At 73.9% G+C, this 20504-nt stretch carries 14 protein-coding genes and 1 pseudogene; 7 read left to right on the top strand and 8 right to left on the bottom strand.

From position 1 onward, the window contains the following. The first annotated feature begins 1 nt into the window (after position 1). Positions 2 to 616, top strand: coding sequence for a M15 family metallopeptidase (locus ACFYL4_RS23380; protein ID WP_357759496.1), 615 nt, complete (start codon positions 2 to 4; stop codon positions 614 to 616). A gap of 43 nt (positions 617 to 659) precedes the next feature. Here ACFYL4_RS23380 and ACFYL4_RS23375 read toward each other — a convergent pair whose 3' ends face one another. From ACFYL4_RS23375 to ACFYL4_RS23365, 3 genes are all read right to left on the bottom strand, one after another. Beyond that, the gene (locus ACFYL4_RS23375) at positions 660 to 2477 is read right to left on the bottom strand and encodes a carbohydrate-binding module family 20 domain-containing protein (protein ID WP_387520985.1); all 1818 of its coding nucleotides are present in this window, start codon (positions 2475 to 2477) and stop codon (positions 660 to 662) included. A 290-nt stretch (positions 2478 to 2767) separates the two neighbouring features. Continuing rightward, the gene (locus tag ACFYL4_RS23370; RefSeq protein WP_357759490.1) at positions 2768 to 3106 is read right to left on the bottom strand and encodes a hypothetical protein; all 339 of its coding nucleotides are present in this window, start codon (positions 3104 to 3106) and stop codon (positions 2768 to 2770) included. Between the two features lie 82 nt (positions 3107 to 3188). Then, positions 3189 to 3809, bottom strand: coding sequence for a hypothetical protein (locus ACFYL4_RS23365; RefSeq protein WP_387520983.1), 621 nt, complete (start codon positions 3807 to 3809; stop codon positions 3189 to 3191). A gap of 298 nt (positions 3810 to 4107) precedes the next feature. On the opposite strand from ACFYL4_RS23365, the gene ACFYL4_RS23360 reads away from it, so the two are divergent. The 5 genes from ACFYL4_RS23360 (at position 4108) to ACFYL4_RS23340 (ending at position 9749) form a co-directional block, all read left to right on the top strand. Further along, complete coding sequence (locus tag ACFYL4_RS23360) at positions 4108 to 4263, top strand: hypothetical protein (RefSeq protein ID WP_387520981.1); 156 nt, start codon at positions 4108 to 4110, stop codon at positions 4261 to 4263. 47 nt (positions 4264 to 4310) lie between these two features. Then, a complete protein-coding gene (locus tag ACFYL4_RS23355) occupies positions 4311 to 4460 on the top strand; it encodes a hypothetical protein (RefSeq protein WP_357759481.1) in 150 nt (49 codons plus the stop codon). Further along, complete coding sequence (locus ACFYL4_RS23350) at positions 4460 to 7519, top strand: AAA family ATPase (RefSeq protein ID WP_387520978.1); 3060 nt, start codon at positions 4460 to 4462, stop codon at positions 7517 to 7519. Before ACFYL4_RS23355 ends, ACFYL4_RS23350 begins: the two co-directional genes overlap by 1 nt. A gap of 153 nt (positions 7520 to 7672) precedes the next feature. Further along, the gene (locus ACFYL4_RS23345) at positions 7673 to 9034 is read left to right on the top strand and encodes a glutamine synthetase family protein (RefSeq protein ID WP_357759476.1); all 1362 of its coding nucleotides are present in this window, start codon (positions 7673 to 7675) and stop codon (positions 9032 to 9034) included. 136 nt (positions 9035 to 9170) lie between these two features. After that, a complete protein-coding gene (locus ACFYL4_RS23340) occupies positions 9171 to 9749 on the top strand; it encodes a rhodanese-like domain-containing protein (protein WP_387520975.1) in 579 nt (192 codons plus the stop codon). On the opposite strand, the gene ACFYL4_RS23335 is transcribed toward ACFYL4_RS23340, so the two are convergent. Beyond that, a complete protein-coding gene (locus tag ACFYL4_RS23335) occupies positions 9724 to 10026 on the bottom strand; it encodes an MFS transporter (protein WP_387521017.1) in 303 nt (100 codons plus the stop codon). The two genes, ACFYL4_RS23340 and ACFYL4_RS23335, sit on opposite strands and share 26 nt — an antisense overlap. 81 nt (positions 10027 to 10107) lie before the next feature. Continuing rightward, positions 10108 to 10895 (bottom strand): annotated as a pseudogene (locus ACFYL4_RS23330) (MFS transporter); the annotation flags it as partial. A 98-nt stretch (positions 10896 to 10993) separates the two neighbouring features. On the opposite strand from ACFYL4_RS23330, the gene ACFYL4_RS23325 reads away from it, so the two are divergent. Continuing rightward, positions 10994 to 11569 carry a Chromate resistance protein ChrB gene (locus ACFYL4_RS23325; protein ID WP_387520972.1) on the top strand — a complete coding sequence of 192 codons (576 nt, stop codon included), beginning with the start codon at positions 10994 to 10996 and terminating at the stop codon, positions 11567 to 11569. Between the two features lie 53 nt (positions 11570 to 11622). On the opposite strand, the gene ACFYL4_RS23320 is transcribed toward ACFYL4_RS23325, so the two are convergent. The 3 genes from ACFYL4_RS23320 to ACFYL4_RS23310 are packed head-to-tail and all read right to left on the bottom strand — an operon-like array spanning position 11623 to position 20465. After that, positions 11623 to 14481: an AAA family ATPase gene (locus ACFYL4_RS23320; protein WP_387520970.1), complete on the bottom strand. Its 2859-nt coding sequence runs from the start codon at positions 14479 to 14481 to the stop codon at positions 11623 to 11625. A 19-nt stretch (positions 14482 to 14500) separates the two neighbouring features. After that, positions 14501 to 17449: an AAA family ATPase gene (locus tag ACFYL4_RS23315; RefSeq protein WP_387520967.1), complete on the bottom strand. Its 2949-nt coding sequence runs from the start codon at positions 17447 to 17449 to the stop codon at positions 14501 to 14503. A 37-nt stretch (positions 17450 to 17486) separates the two neighbouring features. Further along, the gene (locus ACFYL4_RS23310; RefSeq protein WP_387520965.1) at positions 17487 to 20465 is read right to left on the bottom strand and encodes an AAA family ATPase; all 2979 of its coding nucleotides are present in this window, start codon (positions 20463 to 20465) and stop codon (positions 17487 to 17489) included. Positions 20466 to 20504 lie beyond the last annotated feature (39 nt).

Raw genomic sequence — 20504 nt, 5'->3', positions numbered from 1 at the left:
CATGGGGAGTCGACCGACCGTTCTGACCGCCGCCGCGGTCACGGCCGCGCTGTTGCTCGCGGGCTGCGCGACCGCCGGGGCCGGTGACGGCGCGGCGGGTGGGGGCGGGTCCTCCGGGGGGCCGTCGGGGCGCACCTGGTCGGAGAGCCTGCCGGTCACACGGCTGAGCCCGTTGGGCGACGACGACGGCTACGTGCCCGAGGGCGGCGGTCTGGACCCGGGTGACGACGTGCCCGCCCTGTCCGGGCTGGACCCCGAGCTGTTGGCGGCGGTGCGCGAGGCCGCGGCGGCAGCGCTGGAGGAGGACGGGATCGGCACGGTGGTGACCAGCGGCTGGCGAAGCGAGCGCTACCAGCGGTTCCTGCGGGACGCGGCGGTGGAGGTGTACGGGAGCGAGGAGGAGGCGGCCCGGTGGGTGGCCTCCCCGGAGGACTCGTCCCATGTCACGGGGGCGGCGGTGGACGTGGGCCGCACCGACGCGGCGTACTGGTTCGCCCGGCACGGGGCGCGGTTCGGCCTCTGCCAGACCTACGCCAACGAGGTGTGGCACTACGAGCTCGCGGTGGAGCCCGGCGGGACCTGCCCGGCGCCGCTGGAGGACGCCTCGGCGGAGTGAGCCGGACCGGGCACCCCCGAGGGGGCGGGGGTGCCCGGCGGTCTCAGCGCTGCCCCCAGGTGACGGCGGCGGCCGGGCCGACCCGGTTGTCGCCGGGCTCCCAGTCGGCACCGCCGCCCGGGGACACCCGGACCAGCTTCCATTCGGTGTCGGGGCCGAGGGCGACCCGGCCCGACCACTGCGGGTAGGTGGACGCGTCGGTGCTCAGCGGGGCGCCGTCGGCCGGGTTCCAGGACCCCAGCTCGGGCGTGGAACCGACCACGTACACCTCCTGCCCGGGCACGGTCTCGACGGTCGCGGTGAGGGTGTCGGGGTCACCGGGCTCACCCGGGTCGCCGCCACCGCAGTCCTGCTCGCACTCGCCGCCCACGTGCAGTGCCAGGGCGCCGTCGGCGGGGACGGTCGCGCTGATCCGGCCGCCGGAGACGGTGGCCCCGCCGGGACCGGAGGCGTTGTCGTACTCGCCGTCGGGGAGCGAGGTGGGGGCGGTCAGCGTCCAGGGGTCGCCGGAGGCGTTGAAGGCGGCGAACCCGGCCTCGCCCCGGTCGAAGGCCACACGGGAGGAGCCGTCGCGGAGCCGCTCGGTGATCCCGGTGCCGCCCACAGCGGCGCGGAACGCGACCATGCCGCTGACGGCCTCGTTGCGGTGCTCGCAGACCCACTCGGCGCTGGAGCAGTCGCTGTCCGCGGTGATCCACCCCGCCGGATTGCCGTCCTGGCCGCCGGTGCTGGGCGGCCCCTCGGTCACGTTGCCCTCGAAGTCGTAGCTCGACATCACCACGGGGGTGCCGTAGGGGTGCGCGAGCATGAAGGCGGTGGCGAGGTAGTAGCGGCCGCCGTCCACGTAGGTGAGGGTCGGCTCGTAGCGCTGGGTGTCGTGGTTGTCGACGAAGACCACGGCCTCGTCGGAGGTGAGCCCGCCGTGGTCGGGCATGTCGGTGAGGCCCGCGATGTCACCGTTGGCGAAGCCCGAGGCGACCGAGCGCTTGTAGTCGAAGTTGGTCACCTGGCCGTAGGGCGTGTAGGCGGTGTAGGGGATGGTCTGGTCGCCGTAGACCTCGTGGAAGACCCTCGGGGCGCCGCCGAAGCCGGGCACCTCGTCCAGGGCCCCGATGATGGCGCCCATGTCGTCCTCGGGGACGTGCTTGGAGGCGTCCACCCGGAACCCGCCCACGCCCATGGCGACCAGCCCGTTGAGGTAGCGGACGATCTGGTCGCGGACGTGCGGGGAGCCCGTGTCCAGGTCGGCCAGGTCGAGGAGCTGGCAGTTCTGCACCTCGTCCTTGTCGTTCCAGTTCTCGATGGTGTCGTAGCAGGGGCCGAAGTCGCCGTAGGAGTAGGCGGCCGTGCCGTCGCCGAACAGGTCGGGGTACTCGTAGCGCTCCCATTCGGTACCGGCGCTGCCGGTGGAGGGGCCGTCGCTGGGGCCGGTCATGTGGTTGACGACGGCGTCCACGTAGATGCGCACGCCGTTGTCGGCGCACGTGGAGACCATCTCCTGGAAGTCCTCGGCGGTGCCCCTGCGGGTGTTGTCGACGCGGTAGGAGACCGGCTGGTAGTCCTGCCACCACGGGTAGTTGCCGCCCTCGGAGAAGGGGACGACGACGTGTTCCTGGGGCGGGGAGACCTGGACCCCGCCGTATCCGGCGGGGCCGAGGAAGTCGGCGCACTCGGCGGCGACGGAGTCCCAGTTCCACTGGAAGAGGTGGACGATGGTGTCGGCGTTGCCGTTCTGGGCGGGGACGGGGTCCTGGGCGGAGACGGGGGCGGCGTCGTGGGAGGCGGCCGGTCCGGGGACCGCCAGCAGGGCGGCTCCCATCAGGGCCGCCCCGGCGAGGGCGCCGATACGGGGTGTTCTCATGTGCGCTCCTTGGGGGGAGGTGCCGCGGGGCCACGCTGCCCCGCCGCATTCTCTTGCAGTTTCCGCAAGAGTTTGCATTGAGGTGACGAAGGTAACAGAACGCCCTTCGCCTGTGAACACCCCATGAACAGCCCGTCACCCCGCAAGGAAGCGGAAACGCGCCTCTGATCTGGACGTCAGCGCCTGCAAGATTTTTCTCGAACATGAAAGCCGGGGACGGCCCGGAACGTGTTCCGGACCGCCCCCGGCGGACCCGCGCGGGCGGGTCGGGCGGAAGGCTCGGGCGGCGCCTACCAGAAGACCGCCAGACCGATGTTGACGATGGCGAGCACACCGGCGATGATCGCCAGGTTCTTCGCGGGCTTGCGCAGATTGAGCACACCGACGACCACGACGGACAGGGCGATGACGAGCTTCACGCCGATCTTGACGTGGTTGAGTTCGGTGATGTCGCCCATCTCGGCCACGCCGACCAGCAACAGGCCCGTGACGAACTGGAGCAGGGCGCTGTGCAGCAGCACCTTGGTCGCCTTGACGTTGTCGGTCATCAGCTGCATGAGGAAACCGGCGATGATCCCGGCCAGGCCGATCATGTGGAGGAACACGAGCGCGGAGTAAAGGAAGTCCATACCCCCAGACTACTACGCGTTGTAGTTCTTCCCTCCGTCTTACTGACGCCCTGACGTAACAAATCGGACACCGGGTGCGGCGTCAGGTTCTGCGGGCGGCTCCCCACTGACGCCACAGCAGCCAGACCAGCAGCATCAGCACTCCCACACCCGCCGCGCGGACCAGGCCATCCCGGTCGACCAGCGCCCCCACCCGGGAGGCCACCGTGTGGTCGCCGACCACCAGGGTGTCACTCGCGCAGGCGACCGGTTCGGCGTCCCGGTCCACCAGCAGGCAGGCCGTGCTCACCACCCGCTCCCCCGGTTCGGCGTCCTCGGGAACCAGGACGCGCACGGTGTACAGGCCCTCTCCGCCCTCGGGCAGGTCCACCAGCCAGTTGGCCACGCCCTCCTCCACGATCCCGCCCTGGCCGACCTCCCCGACCACCAGGGGTTCGGGGACGTGCTGGGCGAGCAGGCCCCTCTCGACCGGGTCCCCTCCCCCGTTGACCACGGTGGCCCGGTAGACCACCTCGTCCCCGGGCAGCGGTGCCGGGTCCGCCCCGGACAACGACAGGCCCACCGTGCCCGTGTCACCGGCCCCGCCGCCGTCCGCGACGGCCGGAGCGGCGCACAGCACGGCGACGACCAACCCCGCCGCGACCCCTGCGACCCTTCGCCCGCACGCGTCCCGCCGATCGGTCCCGCAAGCGACCCGTGTCATCCCACGACCTCCTGAGATCCGCCATCAGTGCTGGCCGGAGCACCTCCGAGAGGAGAGGCCCAGCCTCCACACACTTGCCCGGCCCGAGCCACCGGAGTCAAGGAAGCGCCGGGGCGTTTGGCGAATCGGCGACACCCGGGAGGGCTCTTAGGGCGGTTCTCGCCCCTCTTAGGGCGTCGTCCGACGCTTTGGCGTCCGATCCACTGATTCCTCCCGATGCGCCGACCGGGTTCTCAGCCGGATCGTGGAAGCCGTCGGGCGGGACACGGGTCCCGCCGCAGAGCCCAAGGACAACACCGTGTTCCACCCCGACCCGCTCCTCACGAACGACCGCGCCCGCTCCGAGGCCGCCGCACGCCGCAGTGAACAGCTCACGGCGGCGCGCCAGGCCAGGGCCGAGGCCCGCGCCCGGGCCCGCGAGAAGGCCGCCGAGCGCCGCCGCCGAACCTCCTGACCCCGCCCCGCACCCCCACCATCGACCACCACGGAACGGACACCGACATGCCACTCGACGACCTGCGTACCGCCACCGCCCACGCGCTCAGCCGGGAGCGGCTCCGCCAGGCCGAGCTCCGCCGCCGGGCCCGCCGCCAGCGTGAGGACCGAAGGGCCGGAAGCGACCGGGAACGCCCGCGGCCGGGGCGAGCATAATGGGCGGTATGCCCCTGTTCAGCGACACCAGCCCCGTCTTCGTCGGGCGCCGCAGGCACCTCCGCCTCCTGGCCGACCAGGCCCAGCGCGTACGCACCGGACCGCCGGAGATCCTGTTGGTCGGCGGTGACGCGGGGGTGGGCAAGAGCAGGCTGGTCACCGAGTTCGCCGCCACCCGTCCCGCCGGGACGGTGTTCGTCGGAGCCTGCCTGCAACTCGGTGTGGACGGCCTGTCCTACGCGCCCTTCACCGCCGTGCTCCGCCAGATCCTGCGCGAACGCGGTCCGGCCCCCTTCGCCACGGCCGCGCCGGGAGGGGTGGGCGAGTTCGCCCGGCTCCTCCCCGAACTGGGTGAGCCGTCGTCGGACCGCCAGGAGAACCGGGGCATCCTCTTCGAGCAGCTCCTGCGGCTGCTGGACCAGGTCACCGGGGACGACGGGATCACCGTGGTCCTGGAGGACCTCCACTGGGCCGACGGCGCCACCCGGGACCTCCTCGTGTTCCTGGCCCGCAACCTCAGCCGCCCCGGCACCCAGGTCGTCGCCACCTACCGCAGTGACGACCTGCACCGGTCCCATCCGCTACGACGCCTGCTACCCGAGCTGGAGCGCCTGCCCGGTGTGGGCCGGATCGTACTGGAGCCGTTCACCCGTGAGGAGGTGCGCCTCCAGGCCACCGCCATCCGTGGTGAGGAACTGGGGCGCGACGCCCTGGACACGCTCTTCCGGCGCAGCGAGGGCGTTCCGTTGTTCGTGGAGGCACTGGCCTCCGCCGAGTCCTGTCCCGATGACGACGACCCCGACCTGCCCGACCACTTCCGCGACCTGCTCCTGGAACCGGTCCACCGCTTCGACGAGACCACCCTGAACGTCCTGCGGGTGGCGGCGGTGGGAGCCGTGGCCGACGGCATCGAGCACGAGGTGCTCCACCGCGCGGCCGGGCTGCCCGAGAAGGAGTTGGAGGCCGCGCTGAACGTCCTGGTGGACGCCAACGTGCTGCGCCCCCAGCGCACCGGGTACCGCTTCCGGCACGCGCTGTTGCGCGACGCCGTGCACGAGGAGATCCTGCCCGGACCGCACTCCCGGCTGCACCTGCGGTTCGCCCAGCTCATCGACGAGCGCCCCGACGCCGTACCCGTCGACCGCCGCGCCTCCGAACAGGCGCACCACTACCAGGCGGCGCAGGACCTGCCGCGGGCGATGCAGGCGGCCTGGTGGGCGGCGATCCAGGCGAGGAAGACGCTCGCCTTCGCGGAGCGGCTGACCATGCTGGAGCGCGTTCTGTCCCTGTGGGACCGGGTTCCCGACCCCAGCGACAGGGTGCAGGGGCTCAGCTGGGCCGAGGTGGTGAGCCGGGCCGCGAACGCGGCGCTCTCGGCCCACCGCAACCGGCGCGCGCTGGAGCTGGTCGACGAGGCGCTGGCGACCCTGCCCGAGGAGCCCGAGGACGCCGCGACCCGTGCCACCCGGGCGGTACTTCTGCGCCAGCGCGGTGAGGCCCGCGCCTACGACGTGCGGGGAAGCGGAATCCCCGACCTGGTCCGTGCCCTGGAGCTCCATCCGGCGGACATGCCGGGGTACGGCGAGCTTCTGGCGATCCTGGCCCGGGAGTGCGCCCTGGCCCGCGAGGACCGGACCGACACCCCCAACCGGAGAATCCTGCACGAGCTCGCCGCGTCCGGAAGGAGCCCCCTCGCCCTGGCGGAGATGGCGATCGCGGCCGCCGGAAGCGACTCCCCCACCGATCGGATCGCCACCGCGGACGCTCTGATCACCCTGGGCGGCGCCTTCATGCAGGAGGGCGACGCCGAGCGCGGGCGCCCCCTGCTGGAACGGGGGATCGAAGCCGCCAAGGAGCTGGCCGAGCCCTACCTGGAGGCGCGCGGGGCGGGCAATCTCAGCCATTTCCTCCGCGAGATCGGTCAGCACGAGGACGGGCTACGGGTGCTGGAGGAGTCCCTGGCCCGGCACGAGGCCCTGGGCTGGACCCCGGTACGCAAGGCGTTCAACTACCAGAACCGGGCCGAGATCCTCCTGGAGATGGGTGACCTGCCCGGGACCCGCGCGTTGTTCCGGAACAACCGCGTCCGTGACCAGTGGGACCACAAGAACGTCTACTTCATCCAGGCGGTGGAGGCCAGGGCCGCCGCCGCGATGGGCGACGTCGCGGCGGCGCGGGCCGGGGCGGGCCCCCGGGGCGACCGTTCCATGCTGGAGGCGCACCGTATGAACGTCGTGCAGCTGGGGTGCATGGCGATGTTGGACGCCGCACTGGCCGAGGGGGACCTGGCCGAAGCCCTGTCGCTGTCCCTGGAGGTGGCCGAACGCGTGGCCCTGGAGCGCTCCCCCGGGTATTCGTGGCCGCTGATGGAACAGATGGCCGTGGCCGTGCTCCTGGGCCGGGAACAGGGGCGCGTGGCACCCGACGGAGCGCCGGAGATCGTCGAGCGGGCCCGGACCGTGGCCGGACTGGTCCGGGCAACGGCGGAGAGGCTCCAGGTCAGTGGCGCCGTACGTCCCGCGTACGCGGCGTCGGTACGGGCGCTGCTCGCCGAGGCGGAAGGGGCCGTGCCCGAGGAACTCGCCGCGCTGTGGGCCGAGGCGGTGGCCCGGTGGGAGGCCACGCCCCTGCGGCTGTACCTGGCCCGGGCGCGACTGCGCGAGGCGGAGGCGCTGGTCGGTGTAGGGGACCGCGCCCGCGCCGTGGACCTCGTCCGCCTGGCCCACGCGGTCGCCGCCGAGTGCGGTGCGTCACCCTTGGCCCGCGCCGCCGAGGACCTCGCCCGCAGGCTCGGCGCGGGGCTGGCGGGCGACACGGTGCCGCCTCCGGCGCCCGCCGGGCTGACCGCGCGCGAGACGGAGGTGCTGCGCCTGCTGGCCACGGGCGCGACCAACGCGGCGATCGCGGAGGCGCTGTTCATCAGCCCGAAGACGGCGAGCGTGCACGTGTCCAACATCCTCGGCAAGCTCGGTGCGCCCAACCGCGCCACCGCCGGGGCGCGCGCCCGGGAACTCGGCCTGTCGGGGACCGTCCCGAACCCCCTCTCCCAACGGTCATAATGCCTGTGCGGGGAGGACCGGGCAGGCGTCTTGGCGTGTGCGGAAATACCCCGGAAATATCCGCACGGCAGACTGGCCCCGGGACACCGTCCCGGGTGCCCGCGCGCGTGCGCGGACCGGGCCGGGACCGACCGGCATCGAGGAGGGTTGATCGTGAATCGACAGCAGGAATTCGTGCTCCGCACGTTGGAGGAGCGTGACATCCGGTTCGTGAGGCTGTGGTTCACCGACGTGCTCGGGTACCTCAAGTCCGTGGCGGTGGCGCCCGCCGAACTGGAGGCGGCCTTCTCCGAGGGCATCGGGTTCGACGGCTCGGCGATCGAGGGCTTCGCCCGCGTGTACGAGGCCGACATGCTCGCCCAGCCCGACCCCTCCACCTTCCAGGTCCTGCCCTGGCGCAACGAACCGCACGGCACCGCGCGCATGTACTGCGACATCCTCATGCCCGACGGGTCGCCGTCCCCGGCGGACCCCCGGCACGTGCTCAAGCGCCAGCTGGGCAAGGCCTCCGACCTCGGGTTCACGTTCTACACGCACCCCGAGATCGAGTTCTACCTGTTGAAGAAGTTCCCCGAGCACGGGGAGTTCCCCGAGCCCAACGACTCGGGCGGTTACTTCGACCACACCCCGCACAACAGCGCCCACGACTTCCGCCGCAACGCGATCAACATGCTGGAGGCCATGGGGATCTCGGTGGAGTTCAGCCACCACGAGGGCGGGCCGGGCCAGCAGGAGATCGACCTGCGGTACGCGGACGCGCTGACCACCGCCGACAACATCATGACCTTCCGTCTGGTGATGAAGGAGGTGGCCATGGAGCAGGGCGTGTACGCCACCTTCATGCCCAAGCCCTTCACCCAGTACCCGGGGTCGGGCATGCACACGCACCTGTCGCTGTTCGAGGGCGACCGCAACGCCTTCTACGAGCCCGGTGCCGAGTACCAGCTCTCGAAGGTGGGGCGCGGGTTCATAGCGGGTCTGCTGCGGCACGCCGACGAGATCGCGGCCGTCACCAACCAGTGGGTGAACTCGTACAAGCGGATCTGGGACGACCCGGCCGCCTCGGCGGGGATGGGCGGGGAGGCTCCGGCCTACATCTGCTGGGGGCACAACAACCGTTCGGCGCTGGTCCGCGTACCGATGTACAAGCCGGGCAAGTCGAACTCCAGCCGGATCGAGATCCGTTCACTGGACAGTTCCGCCAACCCGTACCTGGCGTACGCGGTCATCCTGGCGGCCGGGCTGAAGGGGATCGAGGAGGGCTACGAGCTGCCGCCGGGCGCCGAGGACGACGTGTGGGCGCTGACCGACGCGGAGCGCCGCGCCCTGGGGATCAGGCCGCTCCCGCAGAGCCTGGACGAGGCGCTGCGTCTGATGGAGAACAGTGAGCTGGTCGCCGAGACGCTGGGCGAGCACGTCTTCGACTTCTTCCTGCGCAACAAGAAGGCGGAGTGGAACTCCTACCGCCGCCAGGTGACTCCGTACGAGCTCCAGAGGTACCTGCCGACGCTCTGACCCGGATCGGCTCGCACCCGAGCTTCACAGAAGGGGATATTCCCGGAATCGGTGACAAGCGCGTCACGTACCCCGGGGGGTATAATTCCTACCATACCTGTCGACATCCCTTCTCCCCTTCTGGAGTCAGACACCCATGAGCGTTTCCGTCGACGCAGCCACCGTCAGAGCCCGGCTCGACAGCGGGTCCGCCCCGCTCCTGGTGGATGTGCGCACCCCGGCCGAGTTCGAGGGCGCGCACATCCCCGGGGCGGTCAACCTCCCGCTGGGCGAGCTGGACCACCACGCCGGGCGCGTGGCCCGGGACGCCTCGGAGCCGATCGTCCTGGTGTGCCAGTCCGGCCCCCGGGCGGAACGGGCCCGGCTGAGGCTGGCTGCCGCCGGGCTGGACGACGCCGTGGTGCTCACCGGCGGGATGAACGCCTGGGCGGCCGCCGACGGGCCCTCGGTGCACGGGCCCGAGCGCTGGGCCCTGGACCGCCAGGTGCGCCTGGTCGCCGGGACGGTCGTCCTGGTGGCGGCGCTGTTGAGCCTGGTGTGGACCCCCGCCGTGTTCGTGGCGGCGTTCGTGGGCGCCGGGCTGGCCTTCGCCGGGATCACCAACACCTGCGCGATGGTCCACCTGCTCTCGAAGCTCCCCTACAACCGGCCGACCGAGCGGGTCGACGTCGAGGCCTCCCTGGCGCGGATCAGCCGGGCGGGTTCGCGGGCCTGACCCGTCCGTCGTCCCGGAGCGCCACCCTCCCGAGGACTCCGCTGGCCAGACCGGCCGCCGCGAGCGCCGTGAGTGCGACCGGCAGACTCGTGGCGGCCGCGATCGCGCCGACGGCGAGCGGCCCTCCGGCGTCCCCGACCTCCCTGCCGAGTTCGGCGTTGCCCATCGTGCGGCCCAGCCGCTCCTCCGGCGTGTTCTCGGCCAGGTGCGCGAAGGCGAGCGGGGTGACGCTCCCGACCATGAGTCCGATGGCCACGGCCGCCACGGTCAGCGTCACCGGGTTCGGGGCCAGTGCCAGCACGACCAGGGCGGCCGCGGCCGCGCCGAGTCCGGCCGCGCCCCCGTCGCGCGCGGTGATCCGGCCCCGGTCGTGCCCGCGTCCGACGACGGGCTGCGCGACCGTCGACACCAGCGCCAGCAGGGTGACCGCCGCCGCACCGGCCAGGGGGTGCAGGTCGAGCCGCACGGCCAGGAGTGGCAGGAAGCCGACCGCGACGCCGAGGATCGCCGTGGTGGAGGCGAGCAGGAGGGTGGGGACCAGGAACCCCCGCTCCGTGGTCTGCCGGACGAGGTCGGCGACGGTGTAGCGGGGCCGTGGCACCACCGGCAGCACGGGGAGGGCGACCAGCGTCCACACGGCAGCCGCCGCGGCCAGCACGGCCAGGGCCAGGTAGAGGGCCTGGATGCCCCACACGTGGGCCAGCGCCACGCCGCAGAGCGGGCCGAGCACGTAGCCGAGGCTCTTCCAGGCCCCGTAGCGGCCGAAGGAACGCCCCAGCCGCTCCCTGCCCGCCAACCGGGCGACCGCCGCCGACGACGCGGGGGAGAACGCGGAGGCCGCCGCCCCTGCCCGAGCCGGGCCAGGCCGAGGACGAGCGGCGTGGGCGCCGCCAGGGCCAGCAGTGACGCCGCCGAGAAGGCGACCAGGCCGCCGAAGATGACCGGGCGGACCCCGACCCGGTCGCTGAGGGCGCCGAAGAGCGGTTTGAGGATCACCTCCGACACGTCGTACAGGGCCAGCATGAGCCCGAGGCCCAGCAGGGACAGGCCGATGTCGTCGCTCTGGGTTCCCAGGACCCCGGCGACGCCGTGGGCGCCGAAGGCCGTGGTGAACCCGGCGAGGTAGAGCGGTGCGACCGACCACACCGAGGGAGAACGTGTCACGACGCTGACTGTAACACCTGTTACTCGACTCTGGTCGCACGCGGCCCCTGCCAGCACGGGCCGGTGTTACCGTCGGGGCTGTGACAGACGAAGCGGTGCGATGGATACTCGCGGTGGTCCAGGTCCCGGCCAAGCCCTCCCGGCACCGGGTCGCGGTGTGGCGCGAGCTGCGGCGCGCGGGAGCGGTGCCCGTCTCCCAGGGCACCTGGGCGCTGCCCTCGGCGGAGGCCTTCCGCCCCGCCGTGGACCGCGCGGCCGAGCTGGCGGAGGAGGGCGGCGGCCGGGTGGCCGTCTACGACGTCGAACCCCGTGACGCCGACGCCCGCGCCCTCGTCGAGGACGCCTTCCGCGCCGCCCGGGTCGAGGAGTGGGGCGAGTTCGCCACCGACTGCGTCCGGTTCGAGGCCGAGATCGCGAAGGAGATCGCCAAGGAGAAGTTCACCTTCGCCGAACTGGAGGAGGAGGAACAGAGCCTGGAACGCCTGCGCCGCTGGTTCCGCGACCTCCGACGGCGCGACGTCCTCGCCCTGCCCGAGGCCCGGGAGGCAGCCGATCGGCTGCGCGCGTGCGCCGACGCCCTGGAGGGGTACGCCGAGCTCGTGTACGCGGCCATGCACGGCGACACCCAGGGCGCGGTCGAGCCGCCGACCCCCTGACCGGTGCGTCGGGCGGCCGGGCTTCGGGACGACCGGTCGGGCTCGGTCCGGGGTCAGACCAGGCCGAGTTCGCGGCCCCGGGCCACCGCCGCCGTACGGTTGGCCGCTCCCAGCTTGCCCATCGCGTTGCTCAGGTGCACGCTCACCGTCTTCGCGGAGATGAACAGCGCCTCCCCCACCTCGCGGTTGCTCGCGCCCTTGGCCACCTCCACCAGCACCTCCACCTCACGCGGTGTCAGACCCGCGGGCGGGACCGCTGAGGGCCCCGAACCGAGGGCGGCGCGCATCTCCTCCACCAGGACGCGGACGGTGTACACGTCGAACTCGGCCAGCCCGGCCTCCGCCCGGCGCAGCAGGTCACGGGCGCGCGCGCTGTCGCCGCCGTCGTGCGCGGCCCAGAAGGCCCCGAACAGGCAGTGCCCCCGGTTCAGCCCCAGGGCCCGTTCCGCCAGCGGCAGGGCCCGTTCCCAGTGCTCCAGCGCCCGCGCGGAATCCTCCTCCAGGAAGCCCAGGCTGGCGTGGCGGTTCAGGGCGCCCTCCGGCGAGGTCGGCCAGTCGTCCCGTTCCAGTGCGGAGCGGAGCGCCGCCGCCAGCTCCTCGGCCACCTCCCGGTCCCCTTCTCCGGCCCGGCGGCGCAGCCGCCACACCGCCATCGCCATCATGGACAGCCCGCCGGCGCTGAACCGGACCCGCGAGAGCATGCCGATCTCGCGCTCCCCCTCCAGGACCGTCCGGGCCGCCTCCACCCAGTGCTCCCCCGGCCCGAAGAGCAGGAGCAGGACGCGCGTGTAGTAGGGCGGCATGTACTCCACCCAGGTGGCGGTCTCCCGGGGCAGCAGCCTGGCGAACTCCTCCAGGGCGCGTCGGCTGGTCTCCCAGTCGCCCTCCAGGGCGGCGAGTTGGGCGACCACGCTCTGACGCCGCGCACCGGCCAGATCGCGGCCCACCGCGGACGCGTGCAGTCTCTCCCTCGCCTCGTCCAGCCGCCCCAGGTTCATGAGCGCGCTGACCAGACCGTTGACCAGCCAGCTCCCCTGGCTGCGGGCCAACCCCAGCTCGGCACTGCGGGCCAGGGCCTCCTCCGAGCTGGCCCGCCACTCCTCGTACTCGAACCGGCTGCTGTGGTTGCTGCCGAGGTTGTTCAGTCCGCGCATCTCCACCTGCACGTAGCCGCGTTCCCGCGCGATCCGGACCCCCTCGCGCAGGAGCTCCAGGGCCTCCTCCGACCCCGTGTGGTGGAGCAGGCTGCCCAGGGTGACGAGCGCGTCGGCCTCGCTGGCCCGGTCCCCGCTGGCCCGTGCCTGGTCGATGGCGGCGCGGGCGAACCGCTCCGCTCCGGCGTCGCTGCCCCGCAGCATGAGCACCGCCGCCGTCGTCGCGCTCACCACGGCCCGCTCCGGGTGGTCGTCGGGAACCAGGGCGGCGGCGGCCCTCAGGTCGTCCAGCGCCTCGATCCGCCCCAGCTCCTTGTAGGAGAGCCCGCGCGTGACCAGGAGGCGGGCGACCAGCTCGGGTTCGGCCGCGGGGTCCAGGTCGGCCAGGGCCTCACCGGCGTGTTCGACCGCCCGGCGGTGGTCCCCCGCGACCTGCGCGGCACCGCACACCGTGAGCAGGAGTTCCCCGTGGGTGCGGCCGATCAGCCCGGAGGGGTCGGGCAGCAGCTCCCACAGCTCCAGCACGCGTTCGAGCAGCGCCAGCCGCTCGGGGTGGGCGCTGGCGGCCCGCGCGTACCGCGCCGCCTCCCAGGCGGCGGTCAGCGCCCGGGGGTGGTCGTGCGCGGAGTAGGCGTGGTGGGCGAGCTGGACGACGGCCTCGGTCCCGGCCGGTCCCGGCACCCCGGCCTCCAGGGCGGTCGCGTAGCGCCGGTGGGCCCGCACCCTCTGTCCCGGAAGCAGGTCACCCTTGACCGCCTCGGCGAGCAGTGCGTGCCGGAACACGTACCCGGTGTCGGTGGCGCCCAGCACCCGGGCGTCGACCGCCTCGCGCAGCGCCTCGTCGAGGTCGTCCTCACCGACTCCGGAGGCCTCCGCCACCTCGGCGAGCAGTGCGTGGTCGACCCGGTCCCCGGCCACCGAAGCCAGCCCGAGGACCTTACGGGTGGTGGCGGTGAGGGGCTCGACACGGCGCATGAGGAGTTCGCGGGGGCCGTCGGGGACCCCGCCGTCGGGCGCCGCGAGGAAGGACTCCACGAACAGGGGGTTGCCGCCACTGCGCTCCAACAGGAGCTCCAGGGCGTCGGAGTCGGGCACCGACCCGCTGAGCGCGGCGGCCTGCGCGGCGACGGCCTCCCGGTCGAGCGGGGCCAGGTCCAGCCGGGTGACCCGGGGCAGCCGCTCCAGTTCGGGCAGGGCGCGGCGCAGGGGGTGGGCGCGGTGCAGGTCGTCGGAGCGTACCGAGACCACCAGGTGCACCGGGGCGGAGCCGAGGTTGCGCAGGAGAAAGACGAGCAGGTCGCGGGTGGAGGCGTCCGCCCAGTGCAGGTCCTCGACCACCAGGCTGAGGCCGTCCGGTTCCGCGCGCTCCTCCAGGAAGGTCAGCACCGCCTCGAACAACCGGGCCCGGTCGTGGTCGCCGGAGCCCGCACGCCCGGCGGGGTCGGCCACCTGACCGGGCAGGAGGCGGCCGAGCTCGCTCCCGGCGGCCGGGAGCGGGCCGCCCTCCCTGACCAGCTGGCGCAGGAGCGCGGTGAAGGGCGCGAAGGCGATGCCCTCGGCCCCCAGTTCCAGGCAGGCGCCCAGGGCCCGGTGGCGCAGGGGCGTGCGCTCCAGGTACTCCTCCAGGAGCCGTGACTTGCCGATCCCCGCGTCACCGCAGAGCAGGACCGTTCGGGCCCCCTCGGAGCGGGCCCGGGCGGCGTCGGAGAGGAGGTGGTCGACCTGGTGTCGGCGGCCGACGAGCGCTGAGGGGGACATGCGCCCCAGTATGCCCCGGTCAGAGCAGACCGAGTTCCCTGGCCCGCGCCACCGCCGCCGTCCGGTTGGCCACCCCCAGCTTGCCCATCGCGTTGCTCAGGTGCACACTCACCGTCTTCGCCGAGATGAACAACGCCTCCCCCACCTCACGGTTGCTCGCGCCCTTGGCCACCTCCGCCACCACCTCCACCTCACGCCGAGTCAGGCCCGCGGGCGTGGCCGGGGGCGCGGACACGGCCTCCGCCACGGTCCGGCGCAGGTCCTCGACCTCCCGGCGCAGCGCCAGCGCCGTCCCCCGGCCCAGGAGCGACTCCGCGCGCTCCAGCAGCGCCCCGGCCCGGGCGGGGTCGTCCAGGTCGAAGGCCACCTGCACGGCGGTGATCAGCGACCGCAGGCGGAGCCCCCGGTCACCCGCGCGTTCACAGACGCGCGCCGCCTCGGTCAGGTGCGCCAGCGCCTCGGCGGGGTCCTCGGCCAGGTACCCCTCGGTCAGTCGTCGGCCCAGCGCCTCCAGCGGGGAGACCCGGCCGCGATCGTGTTCCAGGGCCGTCCTCAACCGGGCGGAGAGCAGGTCGGCCCACCGCCGCGCCTCGGGGCCGCCCGCGCGGCGCAGCCGGAACACCAGGTTGCCCACGGCCGAGAGCCCGTTGAAGGGGAACCGTCCGGGGTCCAGCATCCCGATGTCGTCGTGCGCGCGTTCCACCACCCGGGCGGCCTCGACCAGCTCCCCCCGGAAGAGCAGCAGGGCGAACCGCGTGTAGTAGTGGTTGAGGTAGTCGACCGGTGAGGCGGTCTCCCGGGGCAGGAACCGGGTGAACTCCTCCAGGGCCTCCTCCGCGCGCTCCCAGCGCCCCTGGATGACGTGGTGCTGGGCGACCAGGCTCAGCCGGTAGGCCTGCTGGCGGGACTCCCCGTGGGGGAGCCGGTCCAGGAGCTCCTCGGCCTCGTCCAGGCGTCCCAGGGCGCAGAGCAGGGCGGCCGCCATCGCGCCGCAGCCCACCCCCTGACTGCGCGACACCCCGAGTTCGGCGCAGCGTTCCCGGCCCCGCTGGGCCGCCCGGAGCGCCTCCTCCAGCCGCAGCTCGTTGTCGAGGTGGGCGGCCAGGTTGCGCCAGGCCCGCACCTCGAGGCGCACCAGGCCCGACCGCTGGGCGAGGTCGATCGCCCGGCGCAGCATGGCCAGGACCGCCTCCCCCTCGACGTCCCCGTCCGCCGTCCCGCGTGAGCGACTCCGGGCGGGCCGCCATCCGATGGGGTCGTCCACCACCCCGCTGACCTCGCCGAGCAGGTTGGCCAGGGTCATCAGGGCGTCCGCCTCGCTGGCCCGGTCACCGGTGCGCCGGGCCGAGACCAGCGCCACCCGCGCCGCTTGTTCGGCCTCGTCGAACCGGCCCAGCCGCATGAGGACGGTCGCGCTGGTGGCGTCCAGGGCGGGGCGCCGGGGGTGGTCGTGGTCCAGGTACCGGGAGGCCGCGCGGAGGTCGTCCAGCGCGTCGGCGCGCCCCTCGTCGTTGCGAATCCTCCCCCGCACCATGAGCAACTCCCCGACCAGATCGGGGTGCGTGTCCGGATCGGTGACGCGCAGCCCGGCGGTGGCGTGCGCGACGGCGCGGCGCAGACTCCCCGAGACGTGCGCGGACTGGCTGGCGCGGCGCAGGAGCTCCCCGTGCGTCAGCCCGAGGATCTCCTCGGCGTCGGGGACCAGCTCCCACAGCTCCAGCACGCGTTCGAGCAGGGCCAGGAGTTCGGGGTGGGCCGCGGTGGCCTCTGCGTGCTCGGCCGCGGCCCGGGCGGCGGTGAGCGCCCGGGGGTGGTCGTGGACGGCGTGGGCGTGCCGCGCGAGTTGGGCCGCGGCCTCGCCGGAGACCACGCCGGACCCGGTCCGGGCGAGGACGTCGACGTAGGCGCGGTGCGCCCGGACGCGTTCCCCGGGCAGCAGGTCCGCGTAGACCGCCTCGGCCAGGAGCGCGTGCCGGAAGGCGTACCCGGTGCCGGTCGCGCGGAGCACCCGGGCGTCGACGGCGGGGCGCAGGGCGCGGTCGAGGTCGGCGCCGCCGATCCCCGTACCGGAGGCGACGGCGGCGAGCAGGTCGTGTTCCACACGCACCCCCGCGGCGGAGGCCAGTCCCAGGACGGTGCGGGTGGCCTCGGGCAGGGCCTCGACCGCACGCAGCAGGAGTTCGCGGGGACCGTCCGGCAGGGCCGTGCCCAGGGGTCCCGGGTCGGCGAGCAGTGATTCCACGAACAGGGGGTTGCCGCCGCTGCGCGCGTGCAGCAGGTCCGAGTCGGTGCCGGAGTCGAGACGGCCCAGCGCGGCGGCCTGGGCGGCGACCTCGTCCCGGGTGAGCGGCGCGAGGTCGAGCCGCCCCACCCCCGGCAGGCGTTCGATCTCGGGGAGCAGGCGCCGCAGCGGGTGTGTGCGGTGCAAATCGTCGGCGCGTACGGACACCACCAGGTGGAGGGGGACGGAGCCGAGGTTGCGCAGGAGGAAGACGAGCAGGTCGCGGGTGGAGGCGTCCGCCCAGTGCAGGTCCTCGACCACCAGGCTGAGGCCGTCCGGTTCCGCGCGCCCCTCCAGGAAGGTCAGCACCGCCTCGAACAACCGGGCCCGGCTGTCCTCGGTGGCCTCGGGGGCCGGGCCCAGGCCCGGGACCAGCCGGGCCAGCTCGCCGCCGGCCGCGCGTCGGGCCCCGGTGTCGCGGACCAGATGGCGCAGCACGGCCGCGAAGGGGGCGAAGGCGACCCCCTCGGTCCCCATCTCCAGGCAGCCCCCGACCGCGCCCAGGCCCAGCGGGGCGCGCTCCAGGTACTCCGCGATGAGCCGGGTCTTGCCGATCCCGGCGTCGCCCACCACCAGGGTGGTGCGCGCGGCGCCTTCCCGAGCCCGGGCCGCCTCGGACAGGAGGCGGTCCAGGTGCGGTCGGCGGCCGACGAAGGCGGAGAGGGAGGGGGAGAGGGAGGGGGACATACGCCCAGTATGCCCCGGCGCAGGGCAGTGGTCCGGGTCAGCACAGACCCAGTTCGCGCCCCCGCGCCACGGCGGCGGTGCGGTTGCGCACCCCGAGTTTGGCCATGAGGTTGGTGACGTGCACGCTCACCGTCTTCGCCGAGATGAACAGCGCCCTCCCCACCTCACCGTTGCTCGACCCCCGGGCCACCTCGGCGAGCACCTCCAGCTCGCGCGGGGTGAGCGGCGACGAGGGCCCGGCGTCCGGGGTCGGGCACCTCTGCGCCCCCACGGGGAGCGCGGCCGGTTCCGTGGCGGGGCCCGCCGCTCCGGGCGCGTCGGGATCGGGCAGGCCGTGCCGGACCCGCAGCGCGCGGGTCCGCCGCTCGAACAGGGTGATGCCGTGCCGGACCGCCAGACGGTGGACGGCGGCCGTGTGTTCGGCGGTGCGGTCGCGGCGACCCGCCCGCAGGGCCGCCTCCGCCGCGCCCAGCCGGTACTCGCCTGCGACGACGACGTGACCGGTGGGCGCGACCGCCTCCACGGCCGCCTCGAACAGGGCCAGGGACTCCTCCGGGTCCTCGGCGCGGCAGGCCTCGGCCGCCCACCGCGCCGGGTTGGTGTCGGTGCCTTCCGGGTCCCCGGGCAGCCTCCGCTGGAGTGCGCCGATCTCCTCGGCCAGCCGCCGCTCCTCCTCGCCCGGTTCCCGGGCCAGCCGGGCGGCGACCGACGCGTGCCCGACCACGGTGGACCGGTACAGGCCGTGGGCGATGGGCGAGGGGGAGCGGTCCGACACGGCCCTGACGAGCAGGTCCCGGGTGAGCCGTCCGGCGTCCAGGAGGCGGCCCTCGTGCACGGCCAGCTGCTGGAGCACCACGTACACCGGCAGGTACTCCACCGGCGAGCTCACGTGCTCGGGCAGTACCCGGCGGAACTCGTCGACGGTGGCTCGGAGCGCCTGCGGGCGCCAGCGGTACAGCTCCAGGTGCATGCGCAGGGTGAGGGCCCGCGCCCACGTCACACCGTCCTCCGTGATCCCGGCCAACAGCTCCTCGCTCTCGGAGAGCCGCCCCTGGTAGAACCGGGTGACCGCCAGCCCGCACGCGAACGCCCCGCCCTGGGTGCGGGTCAGCCCGAACGCCCGGCAGCGCCGCATCCCCTCCTGGGAGACCCGGGCGCTCTCCTCCAGCCGGTCGAGGTTCTTGAGGTGGCCGCTGAGGTTGATCAGCCCGCGGATCTCGGTCGGGACGTCCCCGACCTCCCGGGCCAGGCCGATGCCCTCGGCGAACAGTTCCAGGCCCTCCTCGACGTCGAGCGGTCCGCTGAGGCTGCCCAGGGTGATGAGCGCGTCCGCCTCGCTTCTACGGTCGCCGCGCTCACGCGCGTTGCCCAGGACCCGGCGGGACATCCGGGCCGCCTGGTCGTGGTGCCCGCGCATCATCAGGGTGGCGGCCAGGGTCGAGCCCACCGCCGTCTCTTCGGGGTGGTCGTGGGCGAGCAGCATGAGGGCGTCGGCCAGGTCCTCCATGGCGCCGTCGCGGCCCATCTCCTTGAGCGCACGCCCTCGGGCGTGCCGCAGCCGGGAGACGCGTTCGTGGCTCTCCCTGCGCGCCCCCAGGGGGTCGTGGAACCCCGTGACCCCCAGCTCGTCCAGCCCCTCGGTGGCGTAGCCGACGGCGCGACGCGGTGAACCGGCGACCAGGGACACCCGGGAGGCCCGGACCAGGACCTGGTCCCTGGGGAGTCCCACCCGCTCGGCGGCGTCGGGCACCTGGTCCCACAGTTCCAGCACTCTTTCGAGCAGGGCCAGGTGTTCGGGGTAGGCGTCCACGGCGGCGGCGTGCTCGGCCGCCTCCCAGGCGGCTGCCAGGGCCAGGGGCTGGTCGTGCGCGCAGTGCGCGTGGTGGGCGAGCTGGAGGGCGCGCTCGCTCTCGGGCATGCGCTCCACCCCCTCCTGGAGCGCCTCCGCGTAGCGGCGGTGGGCGCGCACGCGTTCGCCCGGCATGAGATCGGCCAGCAGCGCCTCGGCGAGCAGCGCGTGCCGGAACGCGTAGCCGTCCGCCGTCAGGCGCAGGACCTGGGCGTCGACGGCCGGGCGCAGGGCCGTGTCGAGCTCCTCCTCGCCGGTCCCGGCGCGGTGGGCCACACTGGCCAGGAGCGTGTGCCGGACCCGGGTACCGGCGGCGGCCGCCAGGCCCAGGACGCGGCGGGTGGGTTCGGGCAGGGGGTCGACCGAGGAGAGCAGCAGGTCCCGGGGACCGTCGGGCAGGGGAGCCCCGGCGGGGTCCTGCCCGGCCGCGAGGAACGACTCCACGAAGAGCGGATTGCCGCCGCTGCGCTCGTACAACAGGTCGAGGTCGGCGGAGTCGAGGGGCCGGCCGCGCAGGGCGGCGGCCTGGGCCCCGACCTCGTCGCGGGAGAACGGTTCCAGGTCCAGGCGGCCCACCCCGGGCTGACGTTCGAGTTCGGGGAGCAGGCCACGCAGCGGGTGTGTGCGGTGCAGGTCGTCGGTGCGGACGCTGACGAGCAGGTGGACGGGGGCGGAGCCGAGGTTGCGCAGCAGGAAGACGAGCAGGTCGCGGGTGGAGGCGTCCGCCCAGTGCAGGTCCTCGATCACCAGGGTGAGCCCGGCGGGGGCGGCACGCCCCTCCAGGAAGGTGAGGACCGCCTCGAACAGGCGGGCGCGGCCCTCGCCCGCGACCCCGGCCGCTCCCCCGAGCTCGGGCAGCAGCCGTACGAGGTCGCCGGTGGGGTCGGCGGCGGGCCCGCCCGAGCGGACGAGATCGCGCAGCAGGGCGGTGAAGGGGGCGAAGGGCAGGCCCTCCGCCCCCAGCTCCAGACAGCCGCCCACGGCGGCGGGGGCGTCGGGAACCCGTCGCAGGTGCTCGGTGAGCAGACGGGACTTGCCGACCCCGGCGCCGCCGCAGACCAGGACGGTGCGGGCTCCCTCGGAGACGCTGCGGCGGGCCTCCCGGGCGAGGAGGGACAGGTGGTGGTCGCGACCGACGAAGACGGGAGAGGGCTCGTGGACCTGCATATCGCCCAGTATGGCCGCTGACGCGTCAGCCGTGCCCAA

Source organism: Nocardiopsis sp. NPDC006938, from assembly GCF_042869555.1.
Taxonomy (GTDB): domain Bacteria; phylum Actinomycetota; class Actinomycetes; order Streptosporangiales; family Streptosporangiaceae; genus Nocardiopsis.
This window is presented reverse-complemented; position numbering and strand designations above follow the sequence as displayed.

Bases quoted from the DNA above. Each gene is read 5' to 3' on its own strand.
- ACFYL4_RS23380 (WP_357759496.1), top strand. From the start codon at position 2: ATGGGGAGTCGACCGACCGTTCTGACCGCCGCCGCGGTCACGGCCGCG.
- ACFYL4_RS23375 (WP_387520985.1), bottom strand. From the start codon at position 2,477: ATGAGAACACCCCGTATCGGCGCCCTCGCCGGGGCGGCCCTGATGGGA.
- ACFYL4_RS23370 (WP_357759490.1), bottom strand. From the start codon at position 3,106: ATGGACTTCCTTTACTCCGCGCTCGTGTTCCTCCACATGATCGGCCTG.
- ACFYL4_RS23365 (WP_387520983.1), bottom strand. From the start codon at position 3,809: ATGACACGGGTCGCTTGCGGGACCGATCGGCGGGACGCGTGCGGGCGA.
- ACFYL4_RS23355 (WP_357759481.1), top strand. From the start codon at position 4,311: ATGCCACTCGACGACCTGCGTACCGCCACCGCCCACGCGCTCAGCCGG.
- ACFYL4_RS23350 (WP_387520978.1), top strand. From the start codon at position 4,460: ATGGGCGGTATGCCCCTGTTCAGCGACACCAGCCCCGTCTTCGTCGGG.
- ACFYL4_RS23340 (WP_387520975.1), top strand. From the start codon at position 9,171: ATGAGCGTTTCCGTCGACGCAGCCACCGTCAGAGCCCGGCTCGACAGC.
- ACFYL4_RS23320 (WP_387520970.1), bottom strand. From the start codon at position 14,481: ATGTCCCCCTCAGCGCTCGTCGGCCGCCGACACCAGGTCGACCACCTC.
- ACFYL4_RS23315 (WP_387520967.1), bottom strand. From the start codon at position 17,449: ATGTCCCCCTCCCTCTCCCCCTCCCTCTCCGCCTTCGTCGGCCGCCGA.
- ACFYL4_RS23310 (WP_387520965.1), bottom strand. From the start codon at position 20,465: ATGCAGGTCCACGAGCCCTCTCCCGTCTTCGTCGGTCGCGACCACCAC.